The following is a 14,269-nucleotide window of genomic DNA, read 5'->3' as shown; positions in this document are numbered from 1 at the left end:
AGCGGTCTTCGGACCGTTCGGCCGGGGTGGCCGGAGCCCATCGGCCAATCCGCCCGGTCCGGGGCGGGCACTAAGGTCGCCGCGTGAGCTCCAGCCCGACGACTCAGCCGTGGCGGCGGCGCCTGCGCCGCGTGGTGCTCGGCCCGTGGCTGCCCGCGACCGTGCTGACGATCCTGTGCTGCATCGACAGCGTGCTTTCCGCGCTGCACTCCACTGCGGACCTGGTCCTGGTGCCGGGGCTGGCGCTGTTCGCGCTGCTCGCGGTGCGCGGCCGCGCGTATCCGGCGTTGTGCGGGGCGGCCGCGGCAGGCGTGCTGGTGCTGAGTTCGCTCGTGGTCAACGTGACCGGCGCCGTTCCCTACCTGCAGCCGTTCGGTCCGATCCTGCCGACCGAGAACATCGGCGGAGTGCTGCTGGTGCTGTACGTGCACCGGCGGTTGCCCGCGGCCAAAGCCGCGCCGGTGACCGGTCTGCTCGCGTCGGCCTTCCTGATCTCGCTGCACCTGCGGCCGTACGAGGCAGCTTGGAGCGAGTCGCAGCTGGTGGCCTTCGGGGTGCTGGAGTGCGTGCTCGCAGTCGGTACCGGTAGCTACCTGCGCGGCCAGAGCCTGCGGTTGAACTCGACTCCGCTGGTGCAGTTGCTGCGCCGTCAGTGGCCGATGATGGCGGGCCTGTCGGTGCTGCTGTTCGTGGAGTTCGGCAACGGCGGCATCGGCTCGGCCGGACGGCTGCCGATGCTGCTGGGCGCGGTGGTGCTGGCGGCGCTGGCGGTGATCGCCCCGTTGCGGCCGGTGGAGTCGGCGCTGCTGGGCGCGAGCGCGCTGGCGTTCATGGGCGTCGCCGATCGGCTGGTCGGCGGCTCGCTGAGCCGCACGGCGCTGCTGGATCCGCTGCCGCTGCCGCTGACCGCGGTGGTCGCGGCGATGCTGCTGGTGGCGTTCGCGACCCGCTACCCGGACGTGCGCAAAGCCTGCTGGGCAGTGGGCGCGCTGGTCGTCGCTGCGCTGTTCGCGGTGCTGTTCGCGGTGCGCGGGCAGGAGCTGTCGACGATCGCCCAGCTGCTCGCGCTCGGGGCGCTGCTGCTGGCGCTGTCGGTCGGCGCCGGGATGTACTTCCGGGCCAGGGACGGAGAAAGGAACCGAACGGTGCACGTCGCGGTGGAGCAGGCGCAGCAGACCGAGCGCTTGGCGCTTGCCAGGGAACTGCACGACATCGTCGCGCACCACGTCACCGGCATCGTCGTGCAGGCGCAGGCGGCGCAGATGGTGGCGGGCAAGCAACCGGAGGCGGCGGCCGACGCGCTGGACAAGATCGCCAACAGCGGAACCGAGGCGCTGGTCGCGATGCGCAGGCTGGTCGCGAGCATGCGCGGCGCGGAGCCCGCGGGAAGCAGCCCGGCCGAGCACGCCAGCACCGACCTGCACGCCGACCTCTCCGCACTGGTCGAGAAGGCCGGTCCGGAGGTCGCGCTGACCCTGGAGCTGGTCAACGAGGTGCCGCAGGAGGTCGCGCGCTCCGCGCTGCGGCTGGTGCAGGAATCGCTGACCAACGCCGAGAAGCACGGCACCGACGTCACGCACGTGCGCGTGCTGGTCCGCTCCCCGCACGAGCACCTGCACGTCCGGATCACCGACAACGGAACCGGGCGCAGCACCGCCCCGGTCGGCGGGTCGGGCGGCTACGGTCTCGTCGGGATGCGGGAGCGGATCGAGCTGCTCGGCGGCCGGTTCAGCGCCGGGCCCGGGGAACGCGCCGGCTGGCGCGTGGAGGCGTGGTTGCCGCTGGCCGAGCAGGAGGCCGAGTGAGCACCGCGGACCGCTCGGCGGCCGCCGGACGAGACGGGACCGGGGTTCCGCCGCGCGGGCCGTTCGACGAATCGAAGTCATGTCACGACCAGGCCGGGAGGCGGGTTTCAGGATGATCCGGGTGTTGATCGCCGACGATCAGGAAATGGTGCGGGCGGGATTCCGGATGATCCTGGATTCGCAGGAGGGCATCGAGGTCGTCGCCGATGTGGCCAACGGCGTGGACGCGGTGCAGCGCGCCCGCGAGCTGCGCCCGGACGTGTGCCTGATGGACATCCGGATGCCCGGGCTGGACGGTCTGGAGGCGACCAAGCAGCTCACCGGCCCCGGCGTGGCCGACCCGATCAAGGTCGTGGTGGTCACCACGTTCGACCTCGACGAGTACGTGGCCACGGCGCTGTCCAACGGTGCCAGCGGTTTCCTGCTCAAGGACGCCGGGCCCGCGCTGCTGGTGGAAGCGATCAACGCGGCCGTGCGCGGGGACGCGTTGGTGTCGCCGCAGATCACGGTCCGGCTGCTGAAGCACTTCGAGCAGCCGCAGCAGAAACCGCGCCGCGCCGTGCCGCAGCCGCACGACGAGCTGACCGAGCGGGAGCTGGACGTGGTCCGCGCGGTCGCGCGCGGGCTCACCAACATCGAGATCGGCTCGGAGCTGTACATGTCGCTGTCCACGGTGAAGACCCACCTGGCCGCGGCCCAGTCCAAGATCTCCGCGCGCAACCGGGTGGAAACCGCGTCCTGGGCCTGGCGCAGCGGACTGATGGATGACTGAGCCATCGGCGTCCGATGGATGGCCGAGCCATCGGTGTCCTTGTGGATGGCCGAGCCATCGGCGTCCCGCGGGACCGGCTTCGGGAGAATGCGGGACATGCCCACAGCTCTGCGCCTGCACGCCCCGGTCGCGCTCCCGTGCGACGCGGCGTGCTCAGTGATCCGGGATGCCGTGCTCGACGTCGACGAGCAGGGCCGGGTCCTGTTCTGCGGGCCGCGCACCGACGCCCCGCCGCGGCCCGCGGACAGCGATGTGCGGGAGTGCGGCGGCATCCTGCTGCCCGGCCTGATCAACGCGCACGCGCACAGCCCGATGACGCTGTTGCGCGGGATGGGCGGCGATCTGCCGCTGCTGCGCTGGCTGCAGGAAGTGATCTGGCCCGCCGAGGCGCGGCTGCGGCCCGCGGACATCCGCGCGGGCATGGAGCTGGGTGCCGTGGAGATGCTGCGCGCCGGGGTCACCACCAGCGCGGAGATGTACTTCTCCGGGGAGTCGGTGGTCGAGGCGGTGCTCGCGGTCGGGTCGCGGCTGGTGCTCGGCCCCGCGGTGATCGCGGCACCGGGCCTGGAGGGCGTCGGGTCCTGGCAGCGCGTGGTCGAGGACATCAGCCGGTGGATCGACGCGGACGGCCTGCGGTTCGGCCCGGCCGACCGGGTCGAGCTGGGCTACGGCGCGCACTCCGCCTACACGCTGCCGCCGGAGGCGTTGCAGACCATCGGCGAGTCGGCGCAGCAGCGCGGCGCGCTGGTGCAGACGCACGTCGCCGAAGCCGCCGACGAGGACGTGGAGCAGCGGGAGCGGTTCGGCTCGGTGCCCGCGCTGCTGGACAAGGTCGGCGTGCTGGACGGCCGGGTCCTCGCCGCGCACTGCGTGCACATGTCGGACGCGGACCTCGCGCTGTTCGCCCGCCGCGGCACCGGGATCGCGCACTGCCCCGGCTCGAACGCGAAGCTGGCTTCGGGAACCGCGCGGCTGGTCGACATGCTCGCCGCCGGCATCCCGGTCGGGCTGGGCACCGACGGGCCGTCCAGCAACGACGACCTGGACCTGTGGGAGGAAGTGCAGCTCGCGGGGATGCTCGCCCGGCTGTCCCGGGGTGACGCGACGGCGCTGAGCGCGCGCTCCGCGCTGCTGGCGGCCACTCGCGGCGGCGCCAGGGCGCTGCACCGCGACGACATCGGCTCGCTCGAACCCGGCAACTGGGCGGATGTCGTGCACCTCGACGTGGACAACCCCGCGTTCGCGACCGGGTTGGACACCCCGGACGAGCAGCTGCTGTCGAACCTGGTGTGGGCGGCCGGTTCGCGCAGCGTGCGCGACGTGTGGGTGGCCGGTGCGGAAGTGCTGCACGACCGCGAACCGACCCGCGTCGACCGCCGCGCCGTGCAGGCCACCGCGCGCACCGCCGCACAGCACCTGCGGGCGGCGTGATGGTCCGGCACCTCGGCGTTCTGCTGTTTCCCCAGGTCGAAGAACTCGACGCGATCGGGCCGTGGGAGGTGCTGTCCTACTGGACGCGCAACTTCCCCGGCGACGGCTACGCGGTCTCGACGCTGGCCCGCGATGGCGGCCGGGTGGAGTGCGCGAAGGGGCTGACGGTGCTCGCGCAGCATTCCTTCGCCGCCGCCCCGGAGTACGAGGTGCTGCTGCACCCCGGCGGCCGGGGCACCCGTCCGCTGCTCACGGACGAGCAGCACCTCGATTGGGTGCGCGAGCAGCGCGCGTCGGTGCCGCTGATGACCAGCGTGTGCACCGGCTCGCTGGTGTACGCCGCAGCGGGCCTGCTCCGCGGTCGCCCGGCCACCACGCATCGGGCGTCGTTGGCGCGGTTGGGCGAACTCGACCCGACCGTCGAAGTGCGCCCGGACGACCGGTTCGTCGACGACGGCGACGTGGTCACCTCGGCGGGGATCTCGGCGGGCATCGACATGGCGCTGCACTTGGTGGCTCGGTTGTCCTCGCCGGAACGAGCCGCCGAAGTCCGCGGCGGCATCCAGTACGACCCCGCGCCGCCGGTGTGAATCAGCTCGCCGGTGGGATGTTGTTGTTCAGCCGGAAACGGTTCTCCGGGTCGTAGGTCGCTTTCAACCGGCCCAGCCGCTCCAGGTTCGGCCCGTAGGCGGCCATCCGCGCACCAGGGTCGAGCACCGCTTCCCCGCTGAAGTTCAGGTAAGTCCCGGTCGCCGAAGGCTGCGCTCCGGCCTCCGCGAGCACGTCCCGGACCCACCGCACCGCGCGGTCGGTGTCGGCCGCGTCGGTCCAGTTCGCGTCGAAGCTGAGCATGTACTGCGGGCTGCGGTCGCCGAACGCCGTCGCGGTTTCCGGGATCCGCCCGGCCGCGCCGCCCAGCAGCGGCACGTGCACCATCGTTCGCGGGTGCGGCCGCTCCAGTGCGCTGCGCAGCACGAGGTCGAGCACGGCGTCGTCGAGCTCCCGGCAGTACGTCGATTTCCAGTAGCTGAGCAGTTCGCCCTTCGGGAAGAACGGGTCGAGCATCGACTGCACCGCGCGGTACGGCGTCGGCCCGCTGAGGTCGACCAGCGGGGTCCCGAACCGCCGCATCGGTGCGAGCGCGCGTTCGCCGTCCGCGGTGCCTCCGGCGTGCAGCGCCCCGATGATCAGCACGTCCTGGTCGTGCAGCTCCGGCGGCAAGTGCGGGTCGGTGGGCGTGGTCCAGCGCACCGCCCGCGTGGTGATCTCGTCCGGCAGGTCGGTGGTCCAGTCCCGCCAGAAGCGCAGCACCCGTTCGGCGTTGGCCGCCGGGTAGATCGCGGTGCCGTTCCACACGACCGGGCCGACGGGGTGCGCGTCGAACTCGAAAGCGGTCACGATGCCGAAGTTGCCGCCACCGCCGCGCAGCCCCCAAAGCAGTTCGGGGTGGTTGTCCTCGTCGACCCGCAGCACTTTGCCGGTGGCCGTGACGACCTCGGCGGACCGAAGGTTGTCGCAGGTCAACCCGTACTTGCGGTGCAACCAGCCGATGCCGCCGCCGAGCGTGAGCCCGCCGACACCGGTGCTGGAGACGATGCCGCCGGGCACCGCGAGTCCGAACAGCTGCGCCTCCCGGTCCACATCGCCCCAGGTCGCGCCGCCCTGCACCCGCACCGTGCGCAGCGCGGGGTCCACCGTGACCGAGCGCATCCCGGACAGGTCGATCAGCAGCGCCCCGTCGTGGATGCTGTGCCCGGCGATGCTGTGCCCGCCGCCGCGCACCGCGATCAGCAGGTCGTGCTCGCGGGCGAGCCGCACCGCGTCCACGACGTCGGCGGTGCCGGTGCAGCGCACGATCAAACCGGGGCTGCGCCGGAACATGCCGTTCTGCACCACGCACGCCTTCTCGTACCGGTCGTCATCGGGGCCGATCAGGGGGCCGCGGAAGGCGGTGCGCAGCTCGGCGAGCACCTCGTCGGACAGGGTCGTTTCACCGCTGATCTCCGCGGTGCCCAGGGTCCTGAGCCGTACCGCCATGGCCGTTCACCTCTTGGTCGGTTGCGAGATCGCTGTGCGCACCAGGCAATCGCCTGGGCCGGGGATCGACCAGTGCCCGCCGACTGTTGACAGCGGCCCGCCGGAGCGGTAGGCGACGCGTCCTTGACTCGACGCTGGGCATGGATCATTATCATGATTATCCGAGTCTGGGAGTTGCCCGTCCGGGTCGCACATCGGATCAGCCGAGCGATTCGGTGCGTGCTCGCGAGACACAACCGAATCCGCACCCCGGAGGGCTCAGGTGGCGAGAACCCCGGAATCCCGGCCGAACCACCGCGGCACGCTGGTCGCGGTCATCTGCCTGGTCACCGTCGTCTTCGACGGCTACGACCTGATCGTCTTCGGCACCACCATCCCGAGCCTGCTGGCCTACGAACCGTGGTCGCTGGACGCCGCGCAGCTCGGCGTGATCGCCGGCTACGCGATGATCGGGATGCTGCTGGGCACGCTGCTGTCCGGGTTCGCCACCGACCTGCTGGGCCGCAGGAGGCTCTTCCTGGCCTGCGCCACCTGGTTCTCGCTGTGCATGCTGGGCTGCGCGCTGGCCCCGAGCAGCTGGGTGTTCGCGCTGTTCCGGCTGCTGTCCGGGATCGGACTCGGCGGGATCCTGCCGACCGCGATCGCGCTGACCGTGGAGTTCGCGCCGCCGAACCGGCGGAACTTCTTCAGCGCCGTCATGAGTTCCGGGTTCTCCGCGGGCTCGATCGTGGCTTCGCTGCTGGGAATCGCGGTGCTGGAAAGCCACGGGTTCCGGCCGATGTTCGCGTTCGGCGTGCTGCCGCTGGTGCTGATCGTGCCGATCGCCTGGCGCGTGCTGCCGGAGTCGATCGACTTCCTGGTGGCCAAGGGCAGGCTCGCCGAGGCGCGGGAAGTGGCCGCGCGGTACGGCAAAACCGTGCCCGAACCGGTCTCCGCAGCCGACGATGCCGGAATCGGCACGCTGCTCAAGCCGCCTTTCCGGCGCGTCGTCGCGGTTTTCGCCGCGACCTGCCTGATCGGGCAGCTGTTCATCTACGGCCTCGGGACCTGGCTGCCGCAGATCATGCGCTCGGCAGGCTATCCGCTCGGGTCCGCGTTGCAGTTCCTCACCGCGATGAGCGTCGGCGCGATCGCCGGGGCAGCGGTGATGTCCTGGACGGCGGATCGGATCGGGCCGCGGCGGGTGGCGTTCACCGGCTTTCTGATCGGCGTCGCCGCGTTGGTGGTGCTGAGCCTGAACCCGCCGACCGCGGTGCTGTACGTGGCGGTCGCGCTGGCCGGCGTCGGCGCCAACGGCACCGCGGTGATCCTCAACGGTTTCATCGCGACGTGGTTCCCCGCGCAGGTACGCGCATCGGCGCTGGGCACGATCATGACCGTGGCCCGGTTCGGCGGCATCCTCGGCCCGCTGCTCGGCGGCTGGATCGCGGCCGCGCAGGTGCCCGCGCAGTGGAACTTCTACGTGTTCTTGCTCCCGGTGGCGCTCGGCGCGGTGTTCGTGCTGCTGCTTCCGCGCACCCGTTCGTCCGTGCCCGCACCGCACAACGCTGTGTCAACCGTATGAGAGAGGCGAACATGACCGACTCCGCGCAGCAGCAGATCCAGGACGTGCTCAACGCCTATGCCCGCGCGTGCGACACGCGCGACTTCGACAAGCTCGCGCAGCTGGTCACCGACGACGTGGAGATCGAACGCGAGGACGGTGTGCACCGCGGCAAGGAGGCGTTCCTGCGCGTCTACCACCAACTCCTCGGCGACCCCGAGGTGTGGTCGAAACATCTGATCGTCAACGTGGACGTGCGGGTGGACGGCGACTCCGCCGAGGTCGGGTCCTACTTCCAGGCGCCGATGGACAAGGACGGGCAGGGCACCATCGTCTTCGGCGAGTACGCCGACAGGTTCCGGCGCATCGACGGGCGCTGGTGGTTGTCCCGCAAGGGGATCCGGATCCAGCGGATCTTCCGCGCCGACGTGCTCCGCTGATGGGCGCCGTCGTCGTCACCGGTGCGGCTCGCGGACTCGGCGCCGCCATCGGGAAGCGCTTCGCCCGCGAAGGCTACGAGGTCTTCGGCGTCGACCTGGACGGCGACGCCCTGCGGGAACGGGTCGATGGCTGGCCGGGCACGCACGTGGCCTGCTGCGCGGACATCACCGACGAAGCGGCGGTGGGCGAGGTCTGCGAGCGCGCCGCGGCCGGTGGTCTGCGGGCGTTCGTGGCCAACGCCGGTCACGCCCGCGCGGGCGCGAGCATGGACTACCCGCTGGAGCAGTGGCACAAGATGCTCGATGTGCACCTCACCGGCTTCTTCGTCGGGGCGCGGCAAGCCGCGGCCCGGATGTCCGGCGGCGGGTCGATCGTGGTGCTCTCGTCCATCAATGGCCAGGTCGGTTTCCCCGGCCGCACTGCTTACGGCGCCGCCAAAGCAGGCGTCGCCGGGTTGGTCAAAGGACTCGCGACCGAGTGGGCGGCCGGCGACGTGCGGGTCAACGCGATCGCGCCCGGCCCGATCCGCACCGAGATGTCCGCCGAGTTCATCCGCCGCGGAGTGATCCGCGAACAGGACTTCCTGGACCGGGTTCCGTTGCGGCGCTTCGGGAAACCCGAAGAGGTCGCCGAGCTGGCGCACTTCCTCGGCAGTCCGCTGTCGTCCTACATCACCGGAACCGTGATCCCCATCGACGGTGGCTGGACCGCCCAGGGCACCGCGGATTGACGCCGAGTTCGCCGGGCGGTGCCGCCGCCCGGCGACTGGACGTTCGAGGCTGATCGGTGTTGCACGCGAGCCGGTCGATTCCGGTTCCGCGTTGATACTCTCCGGCGCGAGAACTCGGCACTGGGGGAAAGTTGACTTCAGCAAGCCCGCCGCGGGAGGCGGAGCGGATCGGCTTCTTCTCCCAGGCGTTGCGCTTCGGCCTGGTCGGCATCGGCGGAGCGGTCGTCGACTTCGGCAGCCTGCAGCTGATCCTCGCGGCCGGGGTGTGGCCGAACCTGGCCCGCGTGCTCAGCTTCACCATCGGCAGCACCGCCGTCTACCTGGTGAACCGGCGCTGGACTTTCACCGCGCGGCGCGATTTCCGCGAGAAGGCCGCCTTGACGACCGTCCTCGCGATCACGTTCGTCCTGGTCGGGGTGACCAACGCGCTGGCGCGCCAGCTGCTGCCCGACTCGTCGTGGCAGATCACCCTCGCCTGGGCCGTTTCGCAGGCGATCGCGACCGCGTTCAACTTCGTCGCCCAGCGAACCTTCGTCTTCCGGCGGCGGGACCCGGACCGCGAGAACGATCATCCGAACCCGGCTTCGCGCTGACCGGTCGTCGACTCCAGGCCGCGCCACGGCGCGGCGGTTTGTGGCCGAAAGTACGGTTCGCTCGGCTTTTCGGCTGATCCGGTGGTTCGCGCCGAGGTCCTAACGTCCGTGCCGCAGGAGATCATCGCGATCATCGGGAGCGGAGAACATGACCAACAGCGGCCGGAAGCGAACCTCCAAAGCGCGCTTAGCGCTGGGCTCGGCATTGGCGGCGTGCGCGTTGACGGCGGCACTGGTGCCGTCCGCCGCCGCGCAGGTGCAGCCCTTCGTCGTCGGCGGGCACGACTCCACCGAGGAATATCCGTTCATGGTGTCGCTGCAAGGCCCCACCGGCGAACACTCCTGCGGCGGTTCTTTGATCAAGAAGGACTGGGTGGTCACCGCCGGACACTGCGTGCTGGGCAAGGAACCCGGCGAGATGCAGGTCCGCATCGGCAGCGCCGACCGCACGACCGGCGGCACCGTGGCGGGCGTCAGCGAGGCGATCCCGCACCCCGAGTTCGACCCGCAGCACTTCGAGAAGGGCTTCGACGTCGCGCTGCTCAAGCTCGACAAGCCGGTCCCGCAGGAACCGATCCGGATCGCCCCGGAAGCCGGTCCCGCCGGAACTCCGACCCGCATCATCGGCTGGGGAGCGACCTGCGATGACCGCCAGCAGTGCCCGGAACCGCCGCTGCGGCTGCAGGAAGTGGGCATGGACCTGGTCCCCGCCGAGCGCTGCGACGAGATCAACGCCGAGCGCGAACTCTGCATCGACGGCCAGACCGAAGGCACCCAAGCCTGCAACGGCGACTCCGGCGGCCCGCAGCTGAAGGGCAAGCCGGGCGAGTGGGAACTGATCGGCGCGACCAGCCGCGACGGCGACAACGACCCCAAGTGCGGCACCGGCACCGGCGTCTACACCGACGTGACCACCCACCGCGACTGGATCGACCAGCAAACGGCGGCGTAGGTCTCGACGCGACGATGGCCCAGGCGAAGCGCTCGACGCTTCCGGCCTGGGCCTTCGTGCCGTGCGCCCGAAGCGGCTCCGCGCACTCGGCGGTGGTCCGGCACACGGTCCGGGCGATGTATCGTCGCTCGCCGGTGAGCAGCGGCAGGTCTTCCCGCTGCTGGGGTTGGCGGAGCGATGCAGGGCGGTTCGATGGGCACTCGCACGCTGGGCTTGATCGGCTCGGCGGCCGGCGGTCTGGAGACGCTCCGCTCGTCGCTGGTCGAGCCTGCGATGGAGCGCGGTTGGCGGGTCGCGGTCACGCTGACACCGACCGCCGGAACCTGGCTGGACTCCACGGGTGAGCGGGATCGGATCGAGCGCGTCACCGGGTTGCCGTGCCGAGTGCAACCGCGAATGCCGTCCGAGGCCAGGCCGCACCCGCCGATCGACTGCTACTTGGTCTGCCCGGCTTCGTCCAACACGGTCGCCAAGCTCGCGCTGGGCCTGTCCGACAACCAGGCGCTCACCACCGTCTGCGAAGCGATCGGCGGCCAGGACGTGCCGGTCGCCGTGTTCCCGAGGATCAACGCCGCCCATGCGCGCCAACCCGCGTGGAACTCGCACATCGAGGCCTTGCGCAGCGCCGGTGTGCACCTGCTCATGGGTTACTTGCCGCTGCACGAGCCGCGTAGTGCGCCGGACGAGGACCTGCCTTGGCAGCAGATCCTCGACGTGGTCGAAATGCTCGTCCCGAGCCGATAGGGACTGATCATTCCCTCGGCATTGCAGCATCCCCGGGAGCTTGCAAAAAGGCCCAGGCGAAGCGCTCGACGCTTCTGACCTGGGCCTTCGTGTTCGGAGCGGATGACGGGAATCGAACCCGCATTCTCAGCTTGGGAAGCTGATGTTCTACCATTGAACTACATCCGCATTCCACAGCCGTATTGCCGTCTGCGGTGTTCATCAGCCTAGCACGGCGGCCGTCGAAGATCGTTCCACCCCCTCCGGATACGCTGCACCGCGTGCTACTGAGCGACCGGGACCTGCGTAAAGAACTCGACGAGGGTCGGCTGCGGCTCGACCCGTTCGAGTCGGCGATGATCCAGCCGTCGAGCATCGACGTGCGACTGGACCGGTTCTTCCGGGTCTTCGACAACTCGAAGTACACCCACATCGACCCGGCGCAGCAGCAGGACGAGCTGACTTCGCCGGTGGAGGTGCCCGACGACGATCCGTTCGTGCTGCACCCCGGCGAGTTCGTGCTCGGGTCGACCTACGAGGCGGTGCGGCTGCCGGAGGACCTGGCGGGCCGGTTGGAGGGCAAATCCTCGCTGGGCCGGCTCGGGCTGCTCACGCATTCCACGGCCGGGTTCATCGATCCCGGGTTCTTCGGGCACATCACGCTCGAACTGTCCAATGTGGCCAATCTGCCGATCACGTTGTGGCCGGGCATGAAGATCGGGCAGCTGTGCCTGTTCCGGTTGTCCAGTCCGGCCGAGCACCCGTACGGCACGAAGCGCGCCGGTTCCCGCTACCAGGGGCAGCGCGGGCCGACTCCCTCGCGCGCGTACATGAGCTTCCACCGCGTGGACACTCGCCGCGGCTGAATGCACACGAGGCGTGTCCGCACAACTCCTGCCTGAACGATCCAGAGCGGATCGTGACGATCGTCACGCTGAATCGTGGAAGTAAAGCTGAGGTTCAGACTCTAAAGTCCCCGAAGCCCGGCGCTCTCCCCAGGGATGCAAGGTGGCATACCGGCGAGCGGGCACAGGAGAACTTCGATGTCGGTTTCGCAGTCGCGCGCCTCCGAGGCCCCTTCGGGGCACTTGGGGCACGTGTTGATGATCGCGAGCGCGGCGGCGCTCGGTGGTTTCCTCTTCGGCTACGACACCTCCGTGATCAACGGTGGCGTCGATGCCATCCAGGCCCACTTCCGCGTGGGGTCCGCGCTGACCGGGCTGGTCGTCTCCTCGGCGCTGCTCGGGTCGGCCGTCGGCGCCGCGATCGCCGGTGGGCTCGCCGACCGGATCGGGCGCATCCGGGTGATGCAGCTCGCGGCGGTGCTGTTCATCATCAGCGCGCTCGGTTCCGCCGTCCCGTTCGCCATCTGGGACCTGGCGATCTGGCGCATCATCGGCGGCATCGCGATCGGCATCGCCTCGGTGATCGCCCCCGGCTACATCGCCGAGGTCGCGCCCGCCGAGTACCGGGGCAGGCTGACCTCGTTGCAGCAGCTCGCCATCGTGCTCGGGATCGCGCTGTCCCAGCTGGTCAACTACGGGCTGGCCGCTGCGGCGGGCGGCAGCGCCTCCAACGAGCTCGGCCCGTGGCAGGCGTGGCAGTGGATGCTCGCGGTCGCCGCGGTCCCGGCGCTGATCTACCTGATCGTCGCGTCGCGGATTCCGGAATCGCCGCGCTACCTGGTCGCCGCGGGCAAGACCGACGAAGCCCGCGCGGTGCTGGCCAAGATCGAGCCCGGCGACCCGGACGGCAAGATCTCCGAGATCCGCGACGCGCTCGGCGAGCGCAAGCCGAAGCTCTCCGACCTGCGCGGCCGGTTCGGCGTGCTGCCGATCGTCTGGGTCGGCATGGCCATCGCCGCGCTGCAGCAGTTCGTCGGCATCAACGTGATCTTCTACTACTCCTCGTCGCTGTGGCAGTCCGTCGGCATCGACGAGAGCAGCTCGCTGCTGCTGAGCCTGTTCACCTCGATCGTGAACATCCTCGGCACGTTCGTCGCGATCGCGCTGGTCGACAAGATCGGCCGCAAGCCGCTGCTGGTCATCGGTTCCATCGGCATGGCCGTCTCGCTGGCGGTGACCGGCTGGGCGTTCAGCTTCGCCGAGGTGGTCGGTGAGGACGCGAAGCTCCCGCCGGAGTGGGGTGTCGTCGCGCTGATCACGGCGAGCGCGTTCGTGCTGTTCTTCGCCTCCTCGTGGGGCGTGGTGATGTGGGTGCTGCTCGGCGAGATGTTCCCGCCGCGCATCCGCGCCGCTGCGCTGGCCGTGGGCACCATGACCAACTGGATCGCGAACTGGCTGGTCACGGTCAGCTTCCCGAGCCTGCGCGACTGGAACCTGCCCGCGACCTACTTCATGTACGCGGCGTTCGCGCTGATCTCGTTGGTCTTCGTGCTGCGGTACCTCAAGGAGACCAACGGCCGGTCCCTGGAAGAGATGGGCAGCTGACAGCAGCTGATCGACTCGCGGACGGTCCAGCCGGGACGACTTCCCGGCTGGACCGTTCTTTTTCTGCCGCGGTCCGGCCCTGGCGGGAGGTCAGTCCTCCAGCAGCTCGGCAGGATCGAACGCCAGCGGGAACGGAACCTCCGTCTCGAACCGCGACCCGGCCAACGCCTTCGCGTGCACCCGGTAGCCGGCTTCGTCCAGCCGCAGCAGCACGACCTCGGCGTGTTGCCGCGCGTAGGAGACCTCGACCCGCATGAAGTATTCGATGCCCGCCTCGGCGCAGCGGGCAGGCTTGTCGATGCGGTCCCGCTTGCGGCTCGACGGTGACACGCATTCACCGACCAGCAACGCCTTCTCTGCCGGAACCCACACTTGCCCCTCGGCAGGGGCGCGTAGCACCGCGAAGTGATCGATCGCTGTGCCAGTGCCGCCGAACGCAAAAAGGGCAGGCCACTCGGGCCTGCCCTTCTCGCTGTTGCGGTCAGCTGTCGGCCTTGTCCTCCTTCGGCAGCGGAGTGCCGGTGGGTTCGGCGTCGGTGGCGACGTCGGCCTTGCCGTTGGCCTCGGCCTCGGCGCCCGGGTCGGTCTCGGTGACCGGCGCCGAGGCGCCGTCGGTGCCGCGCTTGACGCTGGACAGCAGCAGTTGCGCCACGTCGAGGACTTCGACGTCCTCGGAGGCGGCCTGCTCGTTCTGCCGGGAGGTCAGCCCGTCGGTGAGCATGACGCGGCAGAACGGGCAGCCGGTGGCGATCTTCTGCGGCGCGGTGCCCAGCGCCTCGTCCACGCGGTCGA

At 70.3% G+C, this 14,269-nt stretch carries 14 protein-coding genes, 1 tRNA gene and 1 pseudogene; 12 read left to right on the top strand and 4 right to left on the bottom strand.

Annotated elements, in window-relative coordinates; genetic code table 11:
- The first annotated feature begins 83 nt into the window (after positions 1-83).
- The 4 genes from INP57_RS00080 (at position 84) to INP57_RS00065 (ending at position 4,598) form a co-directional block, all read left to right on the top strand.
- Complete coding sequence (locus INP57_RS00080; protein ID WP_200067938.1) at positions 84-1,805, top strand: sensor histidine kinase; 1,722 nt, start codon at positions 84-86, stop codon at positions 1,803-1,805.
- Between the two features lie 112 nt (positions 1,806-1,917).
- Positions 1,918-2,577: a response regulator transcription factor gene (locus INP57_RS00075; protein WP_200067937.1), complete on the top strand. Its 660-nt coding sequence runs from the start codon at positions 1,918-1,920 to the stop codon at positions 2,575-2,577.
- 87 nt (positions 2,578-2,664) lie between these two features.
- Positions 2,665-4,008, top strand: coding sequence for an amidohydrolase family protein (locus tag INP57_RS00070; protein ID WP_374220911.1), 1,344 nt, complete (start codon positions 2,665-2,667; stop codon positions 4,006-4,008).
- Positions 4,008-4,598 carry a DJ-1/PfpI family protein gene (locus INP57_RS00065; RefSeq protein ID WP_200067935.1) on the top strand — a complete coding sequence of 197 codons (591 nt, stop codon included), beginning with the start codon at positions 4,008-4,010 and terminating at the stop codon, positions 4,596-4,598. Before INP57_RS00070 ends, INP57_RS00065 begins: the two co-directional genes overlap by 1 nt.
- Position 4,599: 1 nt before the next feature.
- Here the strand turns inward: INP57_RS00065 and INP57_RS00060 are convergent, their stop codons facing one another.
- Positions 4,600-6,045 carry an FAD-binding oxidoreductase gene (locus INP57_RS00060; RefSeq protein WP_200068623.1) on the bottom strand — a complete coding sequence of 482 codons (1,446 nt, stop codon included), beginning with the start codon at positions 6,043-6,045 and terminating at the stop codon, positions 4,600-4,602.
- 262 nt (positions 6,046-6,307) lie between these two features.
- Here INP57_RS00060 and INP57_RS00055 point away from each other — a divergent pair, with 262 nt between their 5' ends.
- From INP57_RS00055 to INP57_RS00030, 6 genes are all read left to right on the top strand, one after another.
- The gene (locus INP57_RS00055; RefSeq protein WP_200067934.1) at positions 6,308-7,609 is read left to right on the top strand and encodes an MFS transporter; all 1,302 of its coding nucleotides are present in this window, start codon (positions 6,308-6,310) and stop codon (positions 7,607-7,609) included.
- A gap of 11 nt (positions 7,610-7,620) precedes the next feature.
- Complete coding sequence (locus INP57_RS00050; protein WP_200067933.1) at positions 7,621-8,028, top strand: nuclear transport factor 2 family protein; 408 nt, start codon at positions 7,621-7,623, stop codon at positions 8,026-8,028.
- Entirely contained in the window at positions 8,028-8,759 is a 732-nt protein-coding gene (locus tag INP57_RS00045) for an SDR family NAD(P)-dependent oxidoreductase (protein WP_200067932.1), read from the top strand. The genes INP57_RS00050 and INP57_RS00045 overlap by 1 nt, the downstream gene beginning before the upstream one ends.
- Before the next feature lie 131 nt (positions 8,760-8,890).
- A complete protein-coding gene (locus tag INP57_RS00040) occupies positions 8,891-9,352 on the top strand; it encodes a GtrA family protein (protein ID WP_200067931.1) in 462 nt (153 codons plus the stop codon).
- 148 nt (positions 9,353-9,500) lie between these two features.
- A complete protein-coding gene (locus INP57_RS00035; protein ID WP_200067930.1) occupies positions 9,501-10,304 on the top strand; it encodes a S1 family peptidase in 804 nt (267 codons plus the stop codon).
- A gap of 192 nt (positions 10,305-10,496) precedes the next feature.
- The gene (locus INP57_RS00030; protein WP_200067929.1) at positions 10,497-11,048 is read left to right on the top strand and encodes a flavoprotein; all 552 of its coding nucleotides are present in this window, start codon (positions 10,497-10,499) and stop codon (positions 11,046-11,048) included.
- A gap of 97 nt (positions 11,049-11,145) precedes the next feature.
- Here the strand turns inward: INP57_RS00030 and INP57_RS00025 are convergent.
- Positions 11,146-11,216: transfer RNA gene (locus INP57_RS00025), tRNA-Gly, on the bottom strand.
- Between the two features lie 92 nt (positions 11,217-11,308).
- Here INP57_RS00025 and dcd point away from each other — a divergent pair.
- Together dcd and INP57_RS00015 are read left to right on the top strand one after the other, a co-directional pair.
- Positions 11,309-11,893: a dCTP deaminase gene (dcd, locus tag INP57_RS00020; RefSeq protein ID WP_200067928.1), complete on the top strand. Its 585-nt coding sequence runs from the start codon at positions 11,309-11,311 to the stop codon at positions 11,891-11,893.
- A gap of 177 nt (positions 11,894-12,070) precedes the next feature.
- Positions 12,071-13,477 carry a sugar porter family MFS transporter gene (locus INP57_RS00015; protein WP_200067927.1) on the top strand — a complete coding sequence of 469 codons (1,407 nt, stop codon included), beginning with the start codon at positions 12,071-12,073 and terminating at the stop codon, positions 13,475-13,477.
- Positions 13,478-13,567: 90 nt separating this feature from the next.
- Here INP57_RS00015 and INP57_RS00010 read toward each other — a convergent pair whose 3' ends face one another.
- Both INP57_RS00010 and INP57_RS00005 read right to left on the bottom strand, forming a co-directional pair.
- On the bottom strand, positions 13,568-13,807 hold the full coding sequence (locus INP57_RS00010; RefSeq protein WP_307849820.1) for a hypothetical protein: 240 nt from the start codon (positions 13,805-13,807) through the stop codon (positions 13,568-13,570).
- A gap of 151 nt (positions 13,808-13,958) precedes the next feature.
- Positions 13,959-14,269 (bottom strand): annotated as a pseudogene (locus INP57_RS00005) (Fe-S oxidoreductase); the annotation flags it as partial.

The organism is Saccharopolyspora galaxeae, assembly GCF_016526145.1.
GTDB lineage: Bacteria > Actinomycetota > Actinomycetes > Mycobacteriales > Pseudonocardiaceae > Saccharopolyspora_C > Saccharopolyspora_C galaxeae.
Note: the sequence above shows the minus strand (reverse complement) of the source record. Positions and strands in the feature narration are given on the sequence as shown.

What these genes read in the sequence shown, in the direction of transcription:
- INP57_RS00075 (WP_200067937.1), top strand. Translation starts at nt 1,918, where the DNA reads ATGATCCGGGTGTTGATCGCCGACGATCAGGAAATGGTGCGGGCGGGA.
- INP57_RS00070 (WP_374220911.1), top strand. Translation starts at nt 2,665, where the DNA reads ATGCGGGACATGCCCACAGCTCTGCGCCTGCACGCCCCGGTCGCGCTC.
- INP57_RS00065 (WP_200067935.1), top strand. Translation starts at nt 4,008, where the DNA reads ATGGTCCGGCACCTCGGCGTTCTGCTGTTTCCCCAGGTCGAAGAACTC.
- INP57_RS00060 (WP_200068623.1), bottom strand. Translation starts at nt 6,045, where the DNA reads ATGGCGGTACGGCTCAGGACCCTGGGCACCGCGGAGATCAGCGGTGAA.
- INP57_RS00050 (WP_200067933.1), top strand. Translation starts at nt 7,621, where the DNA reads ATGACCGACTCCGCGCAGCAGCAGATCCAGGACGTGCTCAACGCCTAT.
- INP57_RS00045 (WP_200067932.1), top strand. Translation starts at nt 8,028, where the DNA reads ATGGGCGCCGTCGTCGTCACCGGTGCGGCTCGCGGACTCGGCGCCGCC.
- INP57_RS00035 (WP_200067930.1), top strand. Translation starts at nt 9,501, where the DNA reads ATGACCAACAGCGGCCGGAAGCGAACCTCCAAAGCGCGCTTAGCGCTG.
- INP57_RS00030 (WP_200067929.1), top strand. Translation starts at nt 10,497, where the DNA reads ATGGGCACTCGCACGCTGGGCTTGATCGGCTCGGCGGCCGGCGGTCTG.
- INP57_RS00015 (WP_200067927.1), top strand. Translation starts at nt 12,071, where the DNA reads ATGTCGGTTTCGCAGTCGCGCGCCTCCGAGGCCCCTTCGGGGCACTTG.